Genomic DNA, 14,690 nt, shown 5'->3' with positions numbered 1-14,690 from the left:
CGATCCGGTTTACTGGATGACGATCTCGACGCGGCGGTTCTGCGGCTCGCGGACGTTCGGGCCGGTCTGCACCAGCAGGCCCTGCTCGCCACGGCCGAGGACGGCGATGTTCGTCGCCGGCACGCCTTCGCGGACCAGCGCGTCCTTGACGGCGTTGGCGCGACGCAGCGACAGCGCCATGTTGTAGGCCTCGGTGCCCGACGTGTCGGTGTGACCCGTCGCCGTGATGCGGGCGTTGCCCTTCGTCTTGTAGGCCGAGGCGGCCTGGCGGATGGTGGTCAGCGCCTGGTCGCTCAGGTTGGCGCGATCCCAGTCGAAGAACACCATGAACGACGGCGGAGCGACGGCCGGCGCGGACGGAGCCGGCATCGGCGCGGCGGTCGGCTGAGCGAACTTGTAGGAGACGCTCAGCATCGTCGTGATGTTGTTGTTCTGGTACCAGCCCGGATTCGTCGTGCCGTAGTAGCGGCCGTCGAGGTTGACGCGGAAGTTCTGATCGACGTTCCAGCCCAGGCCGATAATGCCCTGGTAGGCGAACTGGGTGCTGCACATCGAGCAGCCGTTGATCGACGAGTCCGCGAAGGCGATACCGGCGCCGGCGCCGATATACGGGGTGATCGTCGCGCCCGGAATGAAGTCGTAGAGCAGGTTGGCCATGATGGCGAGCTGCTCGATGCGACCGTTGGTGTTGCTGAAGACGTTGCCGAAGTTGGCAGTGCCCTTGCCGTTGTTGGACCGGAACACGCCTTCCAGCTCGATCCTCGGGCCTACGAAGTCGTAGCCGACGAAGCCGCCGGCCGCGAAACCGAGGTCCATATTGTAGTTGTTGTTGTTCAGCAGCCAGTTCAGGCCGCCTTCACCACCGATGTAGATACCGGGGTTGGACGGGCCGGGGCTCCACATCGACTGCGCGTTGGCGGCCATGGGTACAGCCATCAGTGCTGCAGCAGCGAGAAGTGCCTTTTTCATTTTCAAACAATCCCTCGTTGGGTGACGCGTCCGGGCTGACAGACGCACGCCCAACCAACGAAGGTTGCCGAGATTAAGTTGCCGCTTCCGGGGAACCGGCAGCCACTCGCCCTGCGACCGTGGCCGCAGGGCAACAGTGTGGCAGGATTACTGCATAAACACGCCTACTGCATGAACCAGCCGTGGCTGACCACCGCAGACTGGCCGCTGTGCACCGTGCTCTTGGCCGCGGCATAGAAGAGGACCGCATCGGCCACGTCGTCGGTGGTGGTGAACTGACCGTCGATCGTGTCCTTCAGCATGACGTTCTTGATCACCTCTTCCTCGGTAATCTTCAGCTCCGCCGCCTGCTCGGGGATCTGCTTCTCGACCAGCGGCGTGCGCACGAAGCCCGGGCACACGACGTTGGACGAGACGTTGTATTCCGCGCCTTCCTTGGCCAGCACCTTGCTGAGGCCGATCAGGCCGTGCTTGGCGGTGACGTAGGGCGCCTTGAGCTTGGAGGCTTCCTTGGAATGCACCGAGCCCATGTAGATCACGCGGCCGTACTTGGCCTTGTACATGTGCTTGAGGCAGGCCTTGGTGGTGAGGAACGCACCGTCGAGATGGATCGACAGCAGCTTCTTCCAGTCGGAGAAGGGGAAGTCGACCAGCGGCTTCACGATCTGGATGCCTGCATTGCTGACCAGGATGTCGATCTTGCCGTACTTGGCGATGGTGTCGGCGACGCCCTTCTCGACCTGCGCCTCGTCGGTCACATTCATGGCCACGGCGAAGGCATCGCCGCCCTTGGCCTTGATCTCCTCGGCCGTCGCGGTCGCGGCGTCGAGGTTGAGGTCGGCGATCACCGGCGTGCCGCCTTCGGCGGCCAGGCGCAGGGCGATTTCCTTGCCGATGCCCGAAGCGGCGCCGGTGACGATGGCAATTCTTCCCGTGAAACGCGACATTGGCTGATCCTTCTCTCTTGTCGGTTACTTTGCGAGATAGTCGAAGACCACTTCACCGAGGCCCAGCGTCAGGTCGGTGACATAGTGGCTGGCCGAAACGACCTCGCGCACCGGCAGGCGCGAGACGTCGCACATGGCATGATCGAAGAGCTGAAGGGCGGCCGGGCCCGTCCAGGCACCCTTCACCGTCACGTCCTCGCAATAGTAGCGCACGAGTTCGCAGATGCGTGGCGTGCAGTCGACGTGCGGCACGATCTTGATCATGAAGGCCGGCTTGGCCAGCGCCTTGATCAGCGGTGCATGGTCGAGCTCGCGATGCTTGTAGCCCATGGTCCCGCTGACGCAGAGCACGGAGCCGTAGTGCAGGGTGCAGACCAGCGTCTCGTTCTCGTGGCTGATCTTCGGCGTGGCGAGTTTCTTGGGGAATCCCCAGATCTCCCGACCGCCGGCGATCGGCGAATTGTCGTCGAGGTACATGGCGTGCACATAGCCGCCTTCCTGCACCTGGCCGTCCTTGTCCTTGAAGCGCACCGGGATGACCTGTCCGGTCTCGGTGTAGTCGCCGAAGCCCGTCGAGTCGGGCATGCGGATGAACTCGTAGTTCACCGTGTCGCCCACGACCTCCAGGGGCTCCGGCACCAGCGCGCGCAGCACCTCGGGATCGGTGCGGTAGGTGATGACGACGAATTCGCGATTGTAGAATTTGTACGGCGGCTTCGGATAGCTCGGGTTGTTGAGCGGCATCGCGAAGGCGTTCTTGCGGACGTCGTCGATTTTCATTTCTGCGGCTCCTTGCGGCCCTGCAGGGCCAGATCGAATGTGAATACGCCGTCCGGACTCTCCGGACGCTGCAAGACCTCGGGATGCTCGAGCGAGCGGGTCATGTCGGAGTAACCCGACTCCCAGTGCTCCTCCATCGTGCGGCGCGAGAACTCGTAGTCCTTCGAGGCGCCCTCGTACCTTCGCGCGCGATAGATCGTGTGGATGATGTTGTAGACCTTGCTGTCGGCTTCCTTCGCCACCAGTTCGGCCTCGGGCGTCTGCCGCAGCTCCGGTGGCATGTCGGTCAGGATCTTCGCCATGGCGCGGCGTAACGCCTGTATCTGCCGGAACTGGTCGGTGCCGGCGCGCGTCCGGCTGGAGTAGCGGATGTCCTTCATGCGCGTGTCGACCTCGACCATGTCGCGCGGGAGATCGCCGCGCGCGCTCCACAGGTCGATCTGGAAGGCCAGCGTGTCGGCGCGCGGACGGGCGTCGAGCACCCATTGCAGCGGCGTGTTCGAGACGACGCCGCCGTCCCAGTAGAACTCGCCGTCCACCTCGGCCGCGGGAAAGCCCGGCGGCAGCGAGCCGCTGGCGATGACGTGTTGCGGGCCGATCGTATGGGTGTCGTTGTCGAAATAAATGAAGTTGCCGGTCCTGACGTTCGTGGCGCCGACGCTGAAGCGCATTTCCTTGGCGTTGATGCGGTCGAAATCGACCAGCCTTTCGAGCAGGGCCTTGAGCGGCGCGACATCGTAGTAGGCGAGGTTGCCCGGATTACCGGCGGGCGTGAAGATCGGCGGCGGGAAGCGCGGCTTGAAGAACTCCGGCGCCCCGAACATCAGCGTTGCGAACGAGCCGAGCTGGTTCACGAACTGGCGCTCCATGTCGCTGCTGAAGTCGAAGCCCTTCATCATTGGCACCCCCAGGGGCGACCGGGTGATGGTCTCCCAGAAGGTGCGCAGCTTCTCAACGCGGGTCTCCGGGGGATTGCCGGCGATCAGCGCGGAATTGATGGCGCCAATGGAAATTCCGGCAACCCAGTCGGGATGCAGGTTGGCTTCGGCCAGCGCCTGATAAACGCCGGCCTGGTAGGAGCCCAGCGCTCCGCCGCCCTGAAGCAACAGGGCGATCCGTTCGAAGGGCGGGCGGGGGCGGGGGACGGACTGGATACTGATCGCGCTTTCTCCCATGTGGTGCTGCACCGCAGCATGGCTTTTTGGCGTGCCGGACGCAGGGCGGCAATGGCTCTCCGCAAATTGCAGGCCGAAACTATGCGGCCGTCATTATGTGTACATGACAAAGGGAAAGGTGGACCAGCCGGGAGGGCCGTACGCTGGCCCGGCCCGCTTCCTTTTTACGCCGCTGCGGCGGCAAATCGCAGGTCGGGCAGGGGGCACGCGCTGTCGATCGGCGCGCCCGCGTCGAACTTGCGCAGTTCCGGCAGCACCGTGCGGGCGAACAGGTTCATGTTTCGCGCCGCTTCCTCGTGCGGCATGCCGGCATAGGAGAAGACGCCGACATAGGCGCAGTTCCTCGTCTGTTCGTGGATGGCCAGGATCTTGCCGTAGACCTGCTCCGGGGTGCCGTAGACTTGGAGGTCGGCGAAGAACTCGATGGCCTTCTGGTCGCCGTAGACCGCGAGCTTCTCGTTCATTTTGGCATAGTACTCGTAGCCGCGCTGGTTCTTCATGTGGGCGCCGGCGAACTGGTAGTGGTCGAGCACCGTGCGGTAGTAGCCGCCGATGTACCTGATCGCCATCTCGCGGGCCCGCTCGGCGCTCTCGTCGACGAAGGTCCAGCCGGCCGAGATCGGCTGGGGGGCGTCCGCACCGTTGATCTCGCGATAGAGCGCATTGTACTCGGTGAGCTCCTTCTCGACCTCCCGCCACGGCTTCTGCGGGATGATCAGCAGGCCGACGCCGAGTCGCGCCATGATGCGCGCGCTCTCGGGCGAGACGGCGGCGGCATAGGTGCGGCCGCGGAAGCTCTTGAACGGCGCGGGACGGATCTCGATCGCGGGCTGCTTGTAGTGCTTGCCCTGGTATTCCATCACGCCGGTCTCGAGCCCCTTCAGGAGCGCCTCGCCATACTCGACGAACAGCTCGCGGCTGTCGCCCATGTCGAGCCGGAAGCCGTCGAACTCGACCTTCCCGGCGCCGCGTCCGAGACCCAGGATCATGCGGCCTCCGGAGAGATGGTCGAGCATCGAGATCTGCTCGGCGACCCTCACCGGATCGTGCCAGGGCAAGACGACCACCATGGATCCCAGCCGCACGTGTTTCGTGCGGCCGGCCATGTACGACAGGAACTGCACCACGTCGGGGCACATCGTGTAGTCGGTGAAATGATGCTCGACCGACCATATGGACTCGAAGCCCAGCGGCTCGGCCATGTCGGCCAGCGCCAGCTCGTTCAGGTAGATCTGGCGGTCGCTGAGCGCCCGCCCGGTGTTCTGGAAGACCGCAGCCATTCCGACATGCATGGCGTTACCTCCTGCTGGTGGCCGTATGGTAAACGGCTGTTCACACGATTGGGAAGCGCCTGCCGATGCTTGATTCCGCCTTATTCGACCGTCATATCCGCCGAATGCGCTTCCTGCTCGCCGCTTTTTCCTCCGTCGCCCTTCTGTCGATGGGTGCCCTCGAGGCCCAGGCCCAGGCGCCCGCACAAGCCCAGGCGCCGGCCTCCAATCCCCAGGTTGCGGAGGTGGAGCGCTATTTCAACGGCATCCGCACCATGCAGGCCCGCTTCGTCCAGTCGAACCCCAACGGCACCGTGGTTCAGGGCACGCTTTCGGTGAGCCGGCCTGGCCGCATGCGCTTCGAGTACGATCCGCCGTCGCAGCTCAAGATCGTGGCCGACGGCAGCCAGGTGACGATGTGGGACATCGCCAACCGCGACTTCGGCCAGTGGCCGATCGGCTGGACGGCCGCCTCCTTCCTGGTGCGCGAGCCGCTGGTGCTGCAGGGCGGCGACCTCACGGTGGAAAAGGTCGAGCGCGCCGACGGGATGCTGCAGCTCACCATGAGCCAGACCCGCAAGCCGAACGAAGGCAAGGTCATCGTCCGCGTCAACGAGAACCCGATGGTGCTGCGCGGCTGGACCATCATCGACAACCGCGGCCAACGGGTCGACGTTTCGCTGAACGGGCTGCAGACCGGCCTGCCGCTGGCCGCCAGCCTCTTCAAGTTCGATGGTCCCGACGCTGGCGCCATTCGACGCGGCGTCGATCGCAACTAGCTCTATAATCCCCGCCGAAACCGACGTGGGGATCTGAAGACGTGAGTGGACTGACCGTGAGGGCCTCGACCGGGGCCGACGTGGCGCGTTGCGCGGAAATCTACGGACATCATGTGCTGCACGGGACGGCCTCGTTCGAGGTCGAGCCGCCGGACCTCGCCGAAATGGCGAAGCGCCGCGACGCGGTGCTCGATCTCGGGCTGCCCTATCTGGTGGCCGAGAAGGAAGGGCGAGTCCTGGGCTATGCCTATGCCGGCCTTTACCGCACCCGCCCGGCCTACCGCTTCACGGTCGAGAACTCGATCTACATCGACAAGGATGCGGTGGGCCAAGGCGTCGGAAAGGCGCTGCTCCTGCCGCTGATCGACCTGTGCGCCCGCGACGGCCGGCGCCAGATGATCGCGGTGATCGGCGATTCCAAGCATGCGGCCTCGATCAACCTCCACGCCTCCTGCGGCTTCGCGATGGTCGGCACCCTGAAGAGCGTGGGCTTCAAGTTCGGCCGCTGGCTCGACAGCGTCCTGATGGAACGGCCGCTCGGACCGGGCGACACGACGCTGCCGGACTAAGCATGCTTGAGAACCTAATCGGTTGGGTTTATGGACATGTGCGATGCCGACGGTCCTGAGGGCCGCCGGTCTACGCTTCGTGATCTATCCGGGCGATCATCGACCGGCTCACGTCCATGTCATCGGGCAGGGTGGCGAAGCCGTCTTCAATCTGAACTGCCGCAGGGCTGTGCCGCTGTTGCGTGAAGTTTATGGCCTGTCCCGCAGCGACACGGCGCGTATCCGGGCATTGGTCGTGACGTACAAATCGGTCCTTTGTGCTGCTTGGGAGTCGATCCATGGCGAAGCGTGACGAGTTCGAGCGGGCGCGGGCCCGCGGGCAGAAACGGAAAGCCGATGAGCCCTACGCCGTTGGCGTGCGCTACGACAGACGGCAGCAGCGCGTGATCGTTCAGTTGAATACCGGCCTGCTCGTATTGTTCACGCCGGATATGGTCGAGGGCCTGCAGGACGCAAAGCCGCGGGATCTGCAGGAAATCGAAATCACGCCCTCGGGTTTCGGGCTCCACTTTCCGCGGGTCGACGCCGACGTTTATCTGCCGGGACTGCTCGCCGGGCAATCCGGCTCGAATCGGTGGATGGCCGCGAAGCTCGGCCAGCGGGGAGGAAGCGTTCGAAGCGCTGCAAAGACGGTTGCCGCCCGCGCCAACGGTAAACTGGGTGGCCGTCCCCGGAAGAACGAGGCCGCCTGACATGCGTTTGATAGACTATTTCGACCGCGGAGCCGATCTCTATCCGGATCGGGATTGTCTGCATGACGGCACGCAGGGCTGGACCTACCGAGAGGTGCGCGCCCAGACCCATCGCGTCGCCAACGGGCTGCTGGCCATGGGGCTCGGGCGTGGCTCCAAGGCCGCCGTCTACAGTCCCAACCATGCGGCGGCCTATGCCTGCCTGCTGGGCATCGTGCGCGCCGGAGTCACCTGGGCGCCGGTCAATGCGCGCAACGCGCTGGAGGAAAACCTCTACATCCTGAACAACACCGACGTGGAGGTGCTGTTCTACCATTCGAGCTTCGAGGGCTACCTCGCGCGCATCCGCAAGGCCTGCCCGCGCATCACCGGATTCATCTGCATCGACACGCCGTCCTTCGAGGAATGGCTGGCGGCGCAGAAGGAGGAGGCGCCGGACCTGCCCGACGCGCCCGACGACGTCGCCTTCCTCGCGAGTTCGGGCGGCACCACCGGCCGGCCGAAGGGCGTGCAGATCACCAACGGCAACATCGAGACCATGAACTCGATCTTCTGGGCCTGCATGCCGGTGAAGTCGCCGCCGGTCCATCTGATGGTCGCACCGATGACGCATGCGGCGGGCGTCTGCTCGTTTCCGCTGCTGGCCTTCGGCGGCACCAACATCTTCATGGGCACGGCCGATCCCGGCGGCATTCTGGCCGCAATCGAGAAGCACAAGGTGACGCATGTCTACATGCCGCCGACCCTGATCTACATGCTTCTCGCGCATCCCGACGTGGGCAAATACGACTACAGTTCGCTGCAGCACCTCGTCTATGCCTCGGCGCCGATGTCGGTCGACAAGCTGGTCGAGGCCGTGAAGGTGTTCGGTCCGGTGCTGACCCAGACCTACGGCCAGGCTGAGGCGTGCATGATCTGCACCTTCTTCTCACCGGAAGATCACGTGGCGGCGCTGGAGAGCAACAACCGGCACCGGCTCGCGAGCTGCGGCAAGGTCTCGCCGCTGGTGCGGCTCGAGGTGATGGACGATCACGGCAAGCTGCTGCCGCGGGGCCAGCGCGGCGAGATCGTCGTGCGCGGCAACCTCGTGATGAAGGGCTACTACAACAACGTCGAGGCGACGGCCGAGGCGTCGGCTTTCGGCTGGCATCATACCGGCGACATCGGCGTCATCGACGAGGATGGCTTCGTCTACATCGTCGATCGCAAGAAGGACATGATCATCTCCGGCGGTTTCAACGTCTTCCCCGGCGAGGTCGAGCAGGTTTTGTGGAGCCATCCCGCCGTGCAGGATTGCGCAGTGATCGGCATTCCCGACGAGAAATGGGGCGAGGCGGTGAAGGCCGTCGTCGAGCTGAAGCCCGGCATGACCGTGAAGGCCGACGAGCTGATCCAGCTCGCCAAGGAGAAGCTGGGCGGCGTCAAGGCGCCGAAGACGGTCGACTTCGTCGACACGCTGCCGCGCAGCCCGGTCGGCAAGGTTCTGAAGAAGACGCTGCGCGAACCCTACTGGGTCGGTCACGAGCGGAAGATCTGATGCGGGACTGGCTGCGGCGCCTGCCGCCCAACGTGCAGGGGGCGCTGTGGCTGGTGAGCGGCGGGTTCATCTTCACCTCGACGGGTGTGATGATCCGCCTGCTTTCGGAGCAGATCGAGAGCGTCCAGACCGCGTTCTTCCGCGCGATCCTGTCGGTCATCATGCTGCTGCCGCTGATGATGACCGGGAAGGTGAAGCCGTGGCTCAGCCAGCGCATCAAGGGGCACTTCTGGCGCACCTTCATGGGCACCACCTCGATGGTGCTGGGCTTCTACGCGATTTCGATGCTGCCGCTGGCCGACGCGACGGCCATCGCCTTCTCGCAGCCGCTCTTCTCCGTCGTGGTGGCCGCGCTCATCGCCAAGGAAAAGGTGCGCTGGCGGCGCTGGACCGCGACGGTCGTGGGCTTCATCGGCGTGCTGGTGATGGTGCGGCCGGGCGAGGGCAGCCTGCAGCTCGGCGCGCTGGTGGCGCTGGCCAATGCCGCCTGCGTCGCCATCTCCATCCTGCTGGTGAAGCGCCTCTCCGATTCCGAGTCGCCGCTGATGATCCTGACGCAGTTCGCGATCTTCTCGACCCTGTTCCTGGCGGGGCCGGCGATCTGGGTGTGGCGCTGGCCCGACCTGTTCGGCTGGGTGCTGGCGATCGGCATCGCCTCCTCCGCCACGGTCGGCCAGTATTTCTGGGTGCAGGCCTTCAAGTCCGGCGAGATGTCGGCCATCGCGCCGTTCGAATACATGCGCCTGCCCTTCGCGGTGTTCATGGGCTGGCTGATGTGGAACGAAATGCCGGTCGTCTGGACCTATGTCGGGGCCGCCATCGTCATCGCCTCGGCGCTCTACATCGCCCATCGCGAGCACGCGGTGGCGAGGGAACGGCGGCGTGCCGCTGCGGTCACCCCGCCGGAGAAGCCTCCGGGCGGTCCGCCGTCCGGCCCTGCTCCTTGAGCAGCCAGGCCCGGGCCCGCGCGCGGTGATCTTCGGTGATGTGCATGCGGGCGGCGGTGAAGGCGGCCACCAGGATCGCCGCATCGTCGGTGAAGCCCAAGCCCAGCAGCAGGTCGGGAATGGCGTCGAAGGGCAGCACGAAATAGGCCAGCGCCCCGAACAGGGTCGCGCGGATCGGCAGCGGCGTGGCGCTGTCGCTGGCGCAGTAGAAGGCCGCGACCGCATCCTCCGTGAAGGGCACGCGACCGAGGTTGCGGCGTGCCTTTTGCCAGAAATTCCGGCGGACGGTCGTCTCGTTCCGGACCAGGTCGGATGCATCGCTCATGCGGGGAAAGGTTGGGTCGGCGGGCCCGCTTGGCAAGGGGGATGGAAATGCTAAAAGCGCCCAACCACGGAGGACACGGATGAACGTCAAGGGTCAGGCCGCCATCGTCACGGGCGGCGCGTCGGGTTTGGGCGGCGCCACGGCGTCGGCACTGGCGGCCGCGGGCGCCAGGGTCGCCATCTTCGACCTGCAGGACGAACTGGGCGAACAGAAGGCCAGGGAAATCGGCGGTCTCTTCGTGAAGACCAACGTGGCCGACGCGGCCAGCGTCGAAGCCTCGGTGAAGACGGTCGTGGAGAAGCTCGGCGCGCCGCGCGTCGTCGTGAACTGCGCCGGCATCGGCCGGTCCGGCCGCACCATCTCCAAGTCCGGCCCGCATGATCTCGCCATGTTCAGCCAGGTGATCCAGGTCAATCTGATCGGTACCTTCAACGTGATCCGCATCGCGGCCTACGCCATGAGCGAGGCCGAGCCACTGGACGGCGGCGAGCGCGGCGTCATCGTCAACACCGCATCGGTCGCGGCCTTCGACGGCCAGATCGGCCAGGCGGCCTATTCGGCGTCGAAGGGCGGCGTCGTCGGCATGACCCTGCCGATCGCGCGCGACCTGGCGAGCCTCGGCGTGCGCGTCTGCACCATCGCCCCGGGCCTCTTCCTCACGCCGATGATGATGAGCCTGCCGGCGGAAGCGCAGAAGAGCCTGGGCGCACAGGTGCCGTTCCCCTCGCGGCTCGGCGACCCGAAGGAATATGCCCAGCTCGCCATGAGCATCGTCGAGAATCCCATGCTGAACGGCGAGACGATCCGCCTCGACGGCGCGATCCGCATGGCGCCGAAGTAACCGGCCCGGAGGGCATTGCGATGCGGCTTGCGATGATCCTGACGGCAGCGGTCGGACTGGCCGCTGTCGCCTCTCCGGCCCGCGCCGAGCCGCGCTGGCTTGCCTGCAAGGTCACCGACCAGGGCGGCCAGGTGCGCAATTTCAGTGTCGTGTTCGACGACCGGCGCAATACGGTCGGCGTCTGGGACGGCACCTCGATGGCCGAGGGAACGAGCGTGGTCATCACATTCCAGGCGCTGCGCGCGACCTTTCCCAATTTCTCGATGACCTACAATCGCAACGACGGCGCCTTCTCGATGACGCCGCTCGGTGCCAACTATGGCGGGCTGCTGCACGGCGAATGCCGCCGAAGCCTGCCGCCGCCCGGCGCTCCGGCCGGGCAGCGCTGAGCTTTCAGTCGAGGTCGCCGGGCTGCTCGCAGCGCAGGTCGGCGATGCTGTTCTCCGTCGCCTGCCGGGCGGGCGTCGTCTGGCCGTTGCAGGTGTAGCGGATGCGCAGCGTCTTGGTGAGGCGATCGGGCATTCCGAAAATATAGGCCATGGCCGGCACCTGGCAGCGCGTCGGACCGTTGCCGCAGATGTCGCGCACCTGCTGGGTCACGTCGATCGTGGAGCTGGGGCCGCCCCAGGAGGCTTCGACGATGTCGATTCGCCGGGGCACCAGCGGCGTGCCGCCGACGCATGCCATCCGGACCTTGAAGGTCGGCGTCGCCACTTCGGACAGGACGAAGTTCTGCGGCTGGCAGGTCCAGATCACCGTCAGCCTCTTGGCGACGTCGAAGCGGTTGTCGTTATAGGCCGGACCATTGGCGAACACGTCACAGGGATAGCCGCCCGGGCAGGTCACCAGGCTGGTCACGTCGGCACCCGGAGCGTCCTGCGGCAGGCCCCAATAGGCGCGCTTGATCTGCGCCGTCTGCGGCACCGTCCGCGGAGACTGGTTGCACGCCACCACCGTTCCCACCACGGCGAGCGCCAAAAGAACGAGACGACCCCAAGTCATGAAACCCCCGGCAATTTCTGCGCTGACATTCCCACTTTTCCCGCGGCCAAACTAACCGCGGCCCGCGACCCCGGCAATCGACCAAGCTTGACACTATTTGCTCTCTCCTTATGAAACCGGGTCGGGGATCGCGGTCACTCCATCCGGCGACAGCCGAAGCATCGCATCGAGCTCCCGATCGAGAGGACGCCGGACATGCCTTCGCCTGACGCGTTTTCCAAGGACGAGGGCCCATCGCCTCCGAGTCATGGCGTCCCCCTCTCCGAAGCCGTGAAGGTCTGGCTGCGCGTTGCCGCCCTGTCGTTCGGCGGGCCCGCGGGCCAGATCGCGGTGATGCATCGCATCATCGTCGAGGAGAAGAAGTGGATCGGCGAGCAGCGTTTCCTGCAGGCGCTGAACTACTGCACCCTGCTGCCTGGTCCCGAGGCGCAGCAGCTCGCGACCTATATCGGCTGGCTGATGCACCGCACGGCGGGCGGCCTGATTGCCGGTACGCTGTTCGTGCTGCCGGGCCTGCTCGCCATCATGGCGCTGTCCTGGGTCTACGTGCTGCTGGGCAAGGTCACCTTGGTGCAGGGCCTGTTCTTCGGCCTCAAGGCTGCCGTGCTGGTAATCGTGGTCGAGGCGGTCCTGCGGGTCGGGGGGCGGGCGCTGCGCAACAACGCCATGCGCCTGCTCGCGGTCGTGTCGTTTGCCGCCATCTTCTTCTATGGCGTGCCATTTCCGGTGATCGTGATCGCCGCAGGCCTGATCGGGTTCACCGCCACCAGGCTCGGCCGGACGGAATTCCAGGCCGGCGGTCATGGCGCGGGCGGGCGGCCTGGACTGGGAGACGCGGAGTCGCTGCTGGGCGAGGCCACGCCCGCGCATGCGAGGCCCAACCTCGTCTGGTCGCTGTCGATCGGCGCGCTCTTCCTCGTTCTGTGGCTGGCGCCGGTGGCGCTGCTCTGGCTCATCCGCGGACCCGACGACGTGTTCACGCAGATCTCGGTCTTCTTCAGCAAGATGGCCGTGGTGACCTTTGGCGGCGCCTATGCGGTGCTGGCCTACGTGGCGCAACAGGCGGTCGACAAATATGGCTGGGTCACCGCTGGCGAGATGCTCGACGGCCTCGGACTTGCGGAATCCACGCCGGGTCCGCTGATCATGGTGACGCAGTTCGTGGGCTTCCTCGGGGCGTGGCGCGATCACCAGGGACTCAATCCGCTGCTCGCCGGGACGCTGGGCGGTCTCCTCACCACCTGGGTCACCTTCACGCCCTGCTTCCTCTGGATCTTCGTCGGCGCGCCCTATGTCGAGAAGCTGCGCTCGAACAAGGCCTTGTCGGGCGCTCTGGCCGCCATCACGGCGGCGGTCGTGGGCGTGATCCTCAACCTCGCCGTCTGGTTCGGGCTGCAGGTCCTGTTCGGCGAGCTGCGGCCGGTGCAGCTACTCGGCGCCACGGTCGACATGCCGGTTCTCGCCTCCGCCAATATCGCTGCCGTGGTGCTGGCGGCCGCCTGTGCCGTTGCTGTATTCCGCTTCCGCTTCGGGATGATCCCGGTCCTGCTGGCCAGTTCGATGGCCGGCATCGTCTACGCTTTGATGTTATAGGAACCCCATGACCGACACACTCCCCGATCGTCTCTCCACCAACCCGAAGAGCCCGCACTATGACGAGGCGCTTCTCCAGCGCGGCATCGGCATCCGGTTCGATGGCCAGGAAAAGACCAACGTCGAGGAGTATTGCGTCAGCGAGGGCTGGATCCGTGTCGCCGTGGGCAAGACGGTGGATCGCAAGGGCAATCCGCTGACCATCAAGCTCAAGGGCACGGTCGAGCCGTTCTTCGAGACCAAGAAACCGTAGAGGGGGCTGCATGGCAGGGCCGCACGCAGATGAAGACTCGGCCCCCTTGCATCCGCGTCGGCGCGCGATGCTGGGCGGCGCGCTCGGTCTGCTGCTCGCGGCCGGACCGGCAGGGGCGCAGCCTGTGAAAGTCCGTCTCGGCACGGCCACGCCGGGCGGCGGCTTCCCGGTCTACGGTGCGGCCTTCGTCGAGGGTGTCCGCCGCTTCGATCCGGCGCTGGAGATCGAGGCGATCAATACCCGGGGCAGCACCGAGAACGTGCCGATGCTCGAGGCTGGCACGCTCGACATGGCGCTGGTCCAGGGCGAGGTGGTGCATGCGGCGCTGCAGGGCGTGGGACGCGCGCCCGCCGATCTGCGCGTGCTCACCGCCATGTATCCGACCGCCGGCCTGTTCGTCGTGCGTGCCGACTCGCCCTATCGCACCATCGCCGACCTGAAGGGCCGGCCGATCGCCTGGGGGGCCGCGGGCTCCGGCCTGGTGATCCTCGGCCGCTACGCCATGGACGGGCTCGGCCTCGACGCGGCCAAGGACTTCCAGCCGATTTATCTCGAGCGCGCCGGCGACGGACCGGCGATGGTGCTCGACGGCCGCGCGGCCGCCCTGTGGGGCGGCGGCAACGGCTGGCCGGGCTTCATGACCATGGCCAACAGCAAGGAGGGCGCGCGCTTCATCGCGCCCGATGGCGACGGGATCCGGCGAATCCTCACCAAACACCCCTTCCTGAAGCCCGTCACCCAGCCGGCCGGGAGCTTTCCGGGCCAATCGGCCGCTATTCCATCAGTCGGCTCCTGGAGTTTCGTGCTGGCGCGGCCCGGTTTCGACGAGACGGTGGCCTATCGTACGGTCAAGGCGCTGTACGCCCTGCAGCAGGCCGGCAACCCGCCGCCGCAGCTCGCTGAGACGACGGCGGCCAATACGGTCACGGCCGTGCCGGGCCACGAGAAATTGCACCCCGGTGCCGCGCGTTTCTACCGGGAGATCGGGCTTCTCAAGTAACCAACGGAGA

At 65.9% G+C, this 14,690-nt stretch carries 18 protein-coding genes; 11 read left to right on the top strand and 7 right to left on the bottom strand.

Annotated elements, in window-relative coordinates; all coding sequences use genetic code 11:
* Nucleotides 1-9: 9 nt before the first annotated feature.
* The 5 genes from ACO07I_RS11930 to ACO07I_RS11910 form a co-directional block, all read right to left on the bottom strand.
* Nucleotides 10-969: an OmpA family protein gene (locus ACO07I_RS11930; RefSeq protein WP_422017532.1), complete on the bottom strand. Its 960-nt coding sequence runs from the start codon at nt 967-969 to the stop codon at nt 10-12.
* A gap of 164 nt (nt 970-1,133) precedes the next feature.
* On the bottom strand, nt 1,134-1,916 hold the full coding sequence (locus ACO07I_RS11925; RefSeq protein WP_422017530.1) for a 3-hydroxybutyrate dehydrogenase: 783 nt from the start codon (nt 1,914-1,916) through the stop codon (nt 1,134-1,136).
* Nucleotides 1,917-1,940: 24 nt separating this feature from the next.
* Entirely contained in the window at nt 1,941-2,696 is a 756-nt protein-coding gene (locus ACO07I_RS11920) for an acetoacetate decarboxylase (RefSeq protein WP_422017528.1), read from the bottom strand.
* Complete coding sequence (locus ACO07I_RS11915; protein ID WP_422017526.1) at nt 2,693-3,871, bottom strand: patatin-like phospholipase family protein; 1,179 nt, start codon at nt 3,869-3,871, stop codon at nt 2,693-2,695. The genes ACO07I_RS11920 and ACO07I_RS11915 overlap by 4 nt, the downstream gene beginning before the upstream one ends.
* A gap of 164 nt (nt 3,872-4,035) precedes the next feature.
* On the bottom strand, nt 4,036-5,163 hold the full coding sequence (locus ACO07I_RS11910) for an LLM class flavin-dependent oxidoreductase (RefSeq protein WP_422017524.1): 1,128 nt from the start codon (nt 5,161-5,163) through the stop codon (nt 4,036-4,038).
* A gap of 65 nt (nt 5,164-5,228) precedes the next feature.
* On the opposite strand from ACO07I_RS11910, the gene ACO07I_RS11905 reads away from it, so the two are divergent.
* Genes ACO07I_RS11905 through ACO07I_RS11880 form a run of 6 tightly spaced genes read left to right on the top strand, consistent with a single transcriptional unit; the run spans nt 5,229 to nt 9,666 of the window.
* On the top strand, nt 5,229-5,921 hold the full coding sequence (locus ACO07I_RS11905) for a LolA family protein (RefSeq protein ID WP_422017522.1): 693 nt from the start codon (nt 5,229-5,231) through the stop codon (nt 5,919-5,921).
* A 41-nt stretch (nt 5,922-5,962) separates the two neighbouring features.
* Nucleotides 5,963-6,490 carry a GNAT family N-acetyltransferase gene (locus tag ACO07I_RS11900; protein WP_422017520.1) on the top strand — a complete coding sequence of 176 codons (528 nt, stop codon included), beginning with the start codon at nt 5,963-5,965 and terminating at the stop codon, nt 6,488-6,490.
* 43 nt (nt 6,491-6,533) lie between these two features.
* Nucleotides 6,534-6,782 carry a DUF4160 domain-containing protein gene (locus tag ACO07I_RS11895; protein ID WP_422017518.1) on the top strand — a complete coding sequence of 83 codons (249 nt, stop codon included), beginning with the start codon at nt 6,534-6,536 and terminating at the stop codon, nt 6,780-6,782.
* Nucleotides 6,769-7,182: a DUF2442 domain-containing protein gene (locus ACO07I_RS11890; protein WP_422017516.1), complete on the top strand. Its 414-nt coding sequence runs from the start codon at nt 6,769-6,771 to the stop codon at nt 7,180-7,182. The genes ACO07I_RS11895 and ACO07I_RS11890 overlap by 14 nt, the downstream gene beginning before the upstream one ends.
* Before the next feature lies 1 nt (nt 7,183).
* Complete coding sequence (locus ACO07I_RS11885; RefSeq protein WP_422017514.1) at nt 7,184-8,719, top strand: class I adenylate-forming enzyme family protein; 1,536 nt, start codon at nt 7,184-7,186, stop codon at nt 8,717-8,719.
* The gene (locus tag ACO07I_RS11880; RefSeq protein ID WP_422017512.1) at nt 8,719-9,666 is read left to right on the top strand and encodes a DMT family transporter; all 948 of its coding nucleotides are present in this window, start codon (nt 8,719-8,721) and stop codon (nt 9,664-9,666) included. The genes ACO07I_RS11885 and ACO07I_RS11880 overlap by 1 nt, the downstream gene beginning before the upstream one ends.
* Here ACO07I_RS11880 and ACO07I_RS11875 read toward each other — a convergent pair.
* On the bottom strand, nt 9,614-9,991 hold the full coding sequence (locus ACO07I_RS11875) for a YkvA family protein (protein WP_422017510.1): 378 nt from the start codon (nt 9,989-9,991) through the stop codon (nt 9,614-9,616). The two genes, ACO07I_RS11880 and ACO07I_RS11875, sit on opposite strands and share 53 nt — an antisense overlap.
* A 79-nt stretch (nt 9,992-10,070) precedes the next feature.
* Between ACO07I_RS11875 and ACO07I_RS11870 the strand changes: the two genes are divergently transcribed.
* Both ACO07I_RS11870 and ACO07I_RS11865 read left to right on the top strand, forming a co-directional pair.
* Nucleotides 10,071-10,832 (top strand): SDR family NAD(P)-dependent oxidoreductase, encoded by a 762-nt coding sequence (locus ACO07I_RS11870; protein WP_422017508.1) that lies wholly within the window; start codon nt 10,071-10,073, stop codon nt 10,830-10,832.
* Nucleotides 10,833-10,852: 20 nt separating this feature from the next.
* Complete coding sequence (locus tag ACO07I_RS11865) at nt 10,853-11,221, top strand: hypothetical protein (RefSeq protein ID WP_422017506.1); 369 nt, start codon at nt 10,853-10,855, stop codon at nt 11,219-11,221.
* Nucleotides 11,222-11,225: 4 nt separating this feature from the next.
* On the opposite strand, the gene ACO07I_RS11860 is transcribed toward ACO07I_RS11865, so the two are convergent.
* Nucleotides 11,226-11,834 (bottom strand): hypothetical protein, encoded by a 609-nt coding sequence (locus ACO07I_RS11860; protein WP_422017504.1) that lies wholly within the window; start codon nt 11,832-11,834, stop codon nt 11,226-11,228.
* A 195-nt stretch (nt 11,835-12,029) separates the two neighbouring features.
* Here ACO07I_RS11860 and chrA point away from each other — a divergent pair, with 195 nt between their 5' ends.
* The 3 genes from chrA to ACO07I_RS11845 all read left to right on the top strand — a co-directional run bounded on the left by chrA (nt 12,030) and on the right by ACO07I_RS11845 (nt 14,680).
* Entirely contained in the window at nt 12,030-13,427 is a 1,398-nt protein-coding gene (gene chrA / locus ACO07I_RS11855) for a chromate efflux transporter (protein WP_422017502.1), read from the top strand.
* 7 nt (nt 13,428-13,434) lie between these two features.
* Nucleotides 13,435-13,680 (top strand): DUF3297 family protein, encoded by a 246-nt coding sequence (locus ACO07I_RS11850; RefSeq protein WP_298316874.1) that lies wholly within the window; start codon nt 13,435-13,437, stop codon nt 13,678-13,680.
* A gap of 67 nt (nt 13,681-13,747) precedes the next feature.
* Entirely contained in the window at nt 13,748-14,680 is a 933-nt protein-coding gene (locus ACO07I_RS11845) for a TAXI family TRAP transporter solute-binding subunit (RefSeq protein WP_422018231.1), read from the top strand.
* The last annotated feature ends 10 nt before the right edge of the window (nt 14,681-14,690 follow it).

Source organism: Reyranella sp. (assembly GCF_965227665.1).
GTDB lineage: Bacteria > Pseudomonadota > Alphaproteobacteria > Reyranellales > Reyranellaceae > Reyranella.
This window is presented reverse-complemented; position numbering and strand designations above follow the sequence as displayed.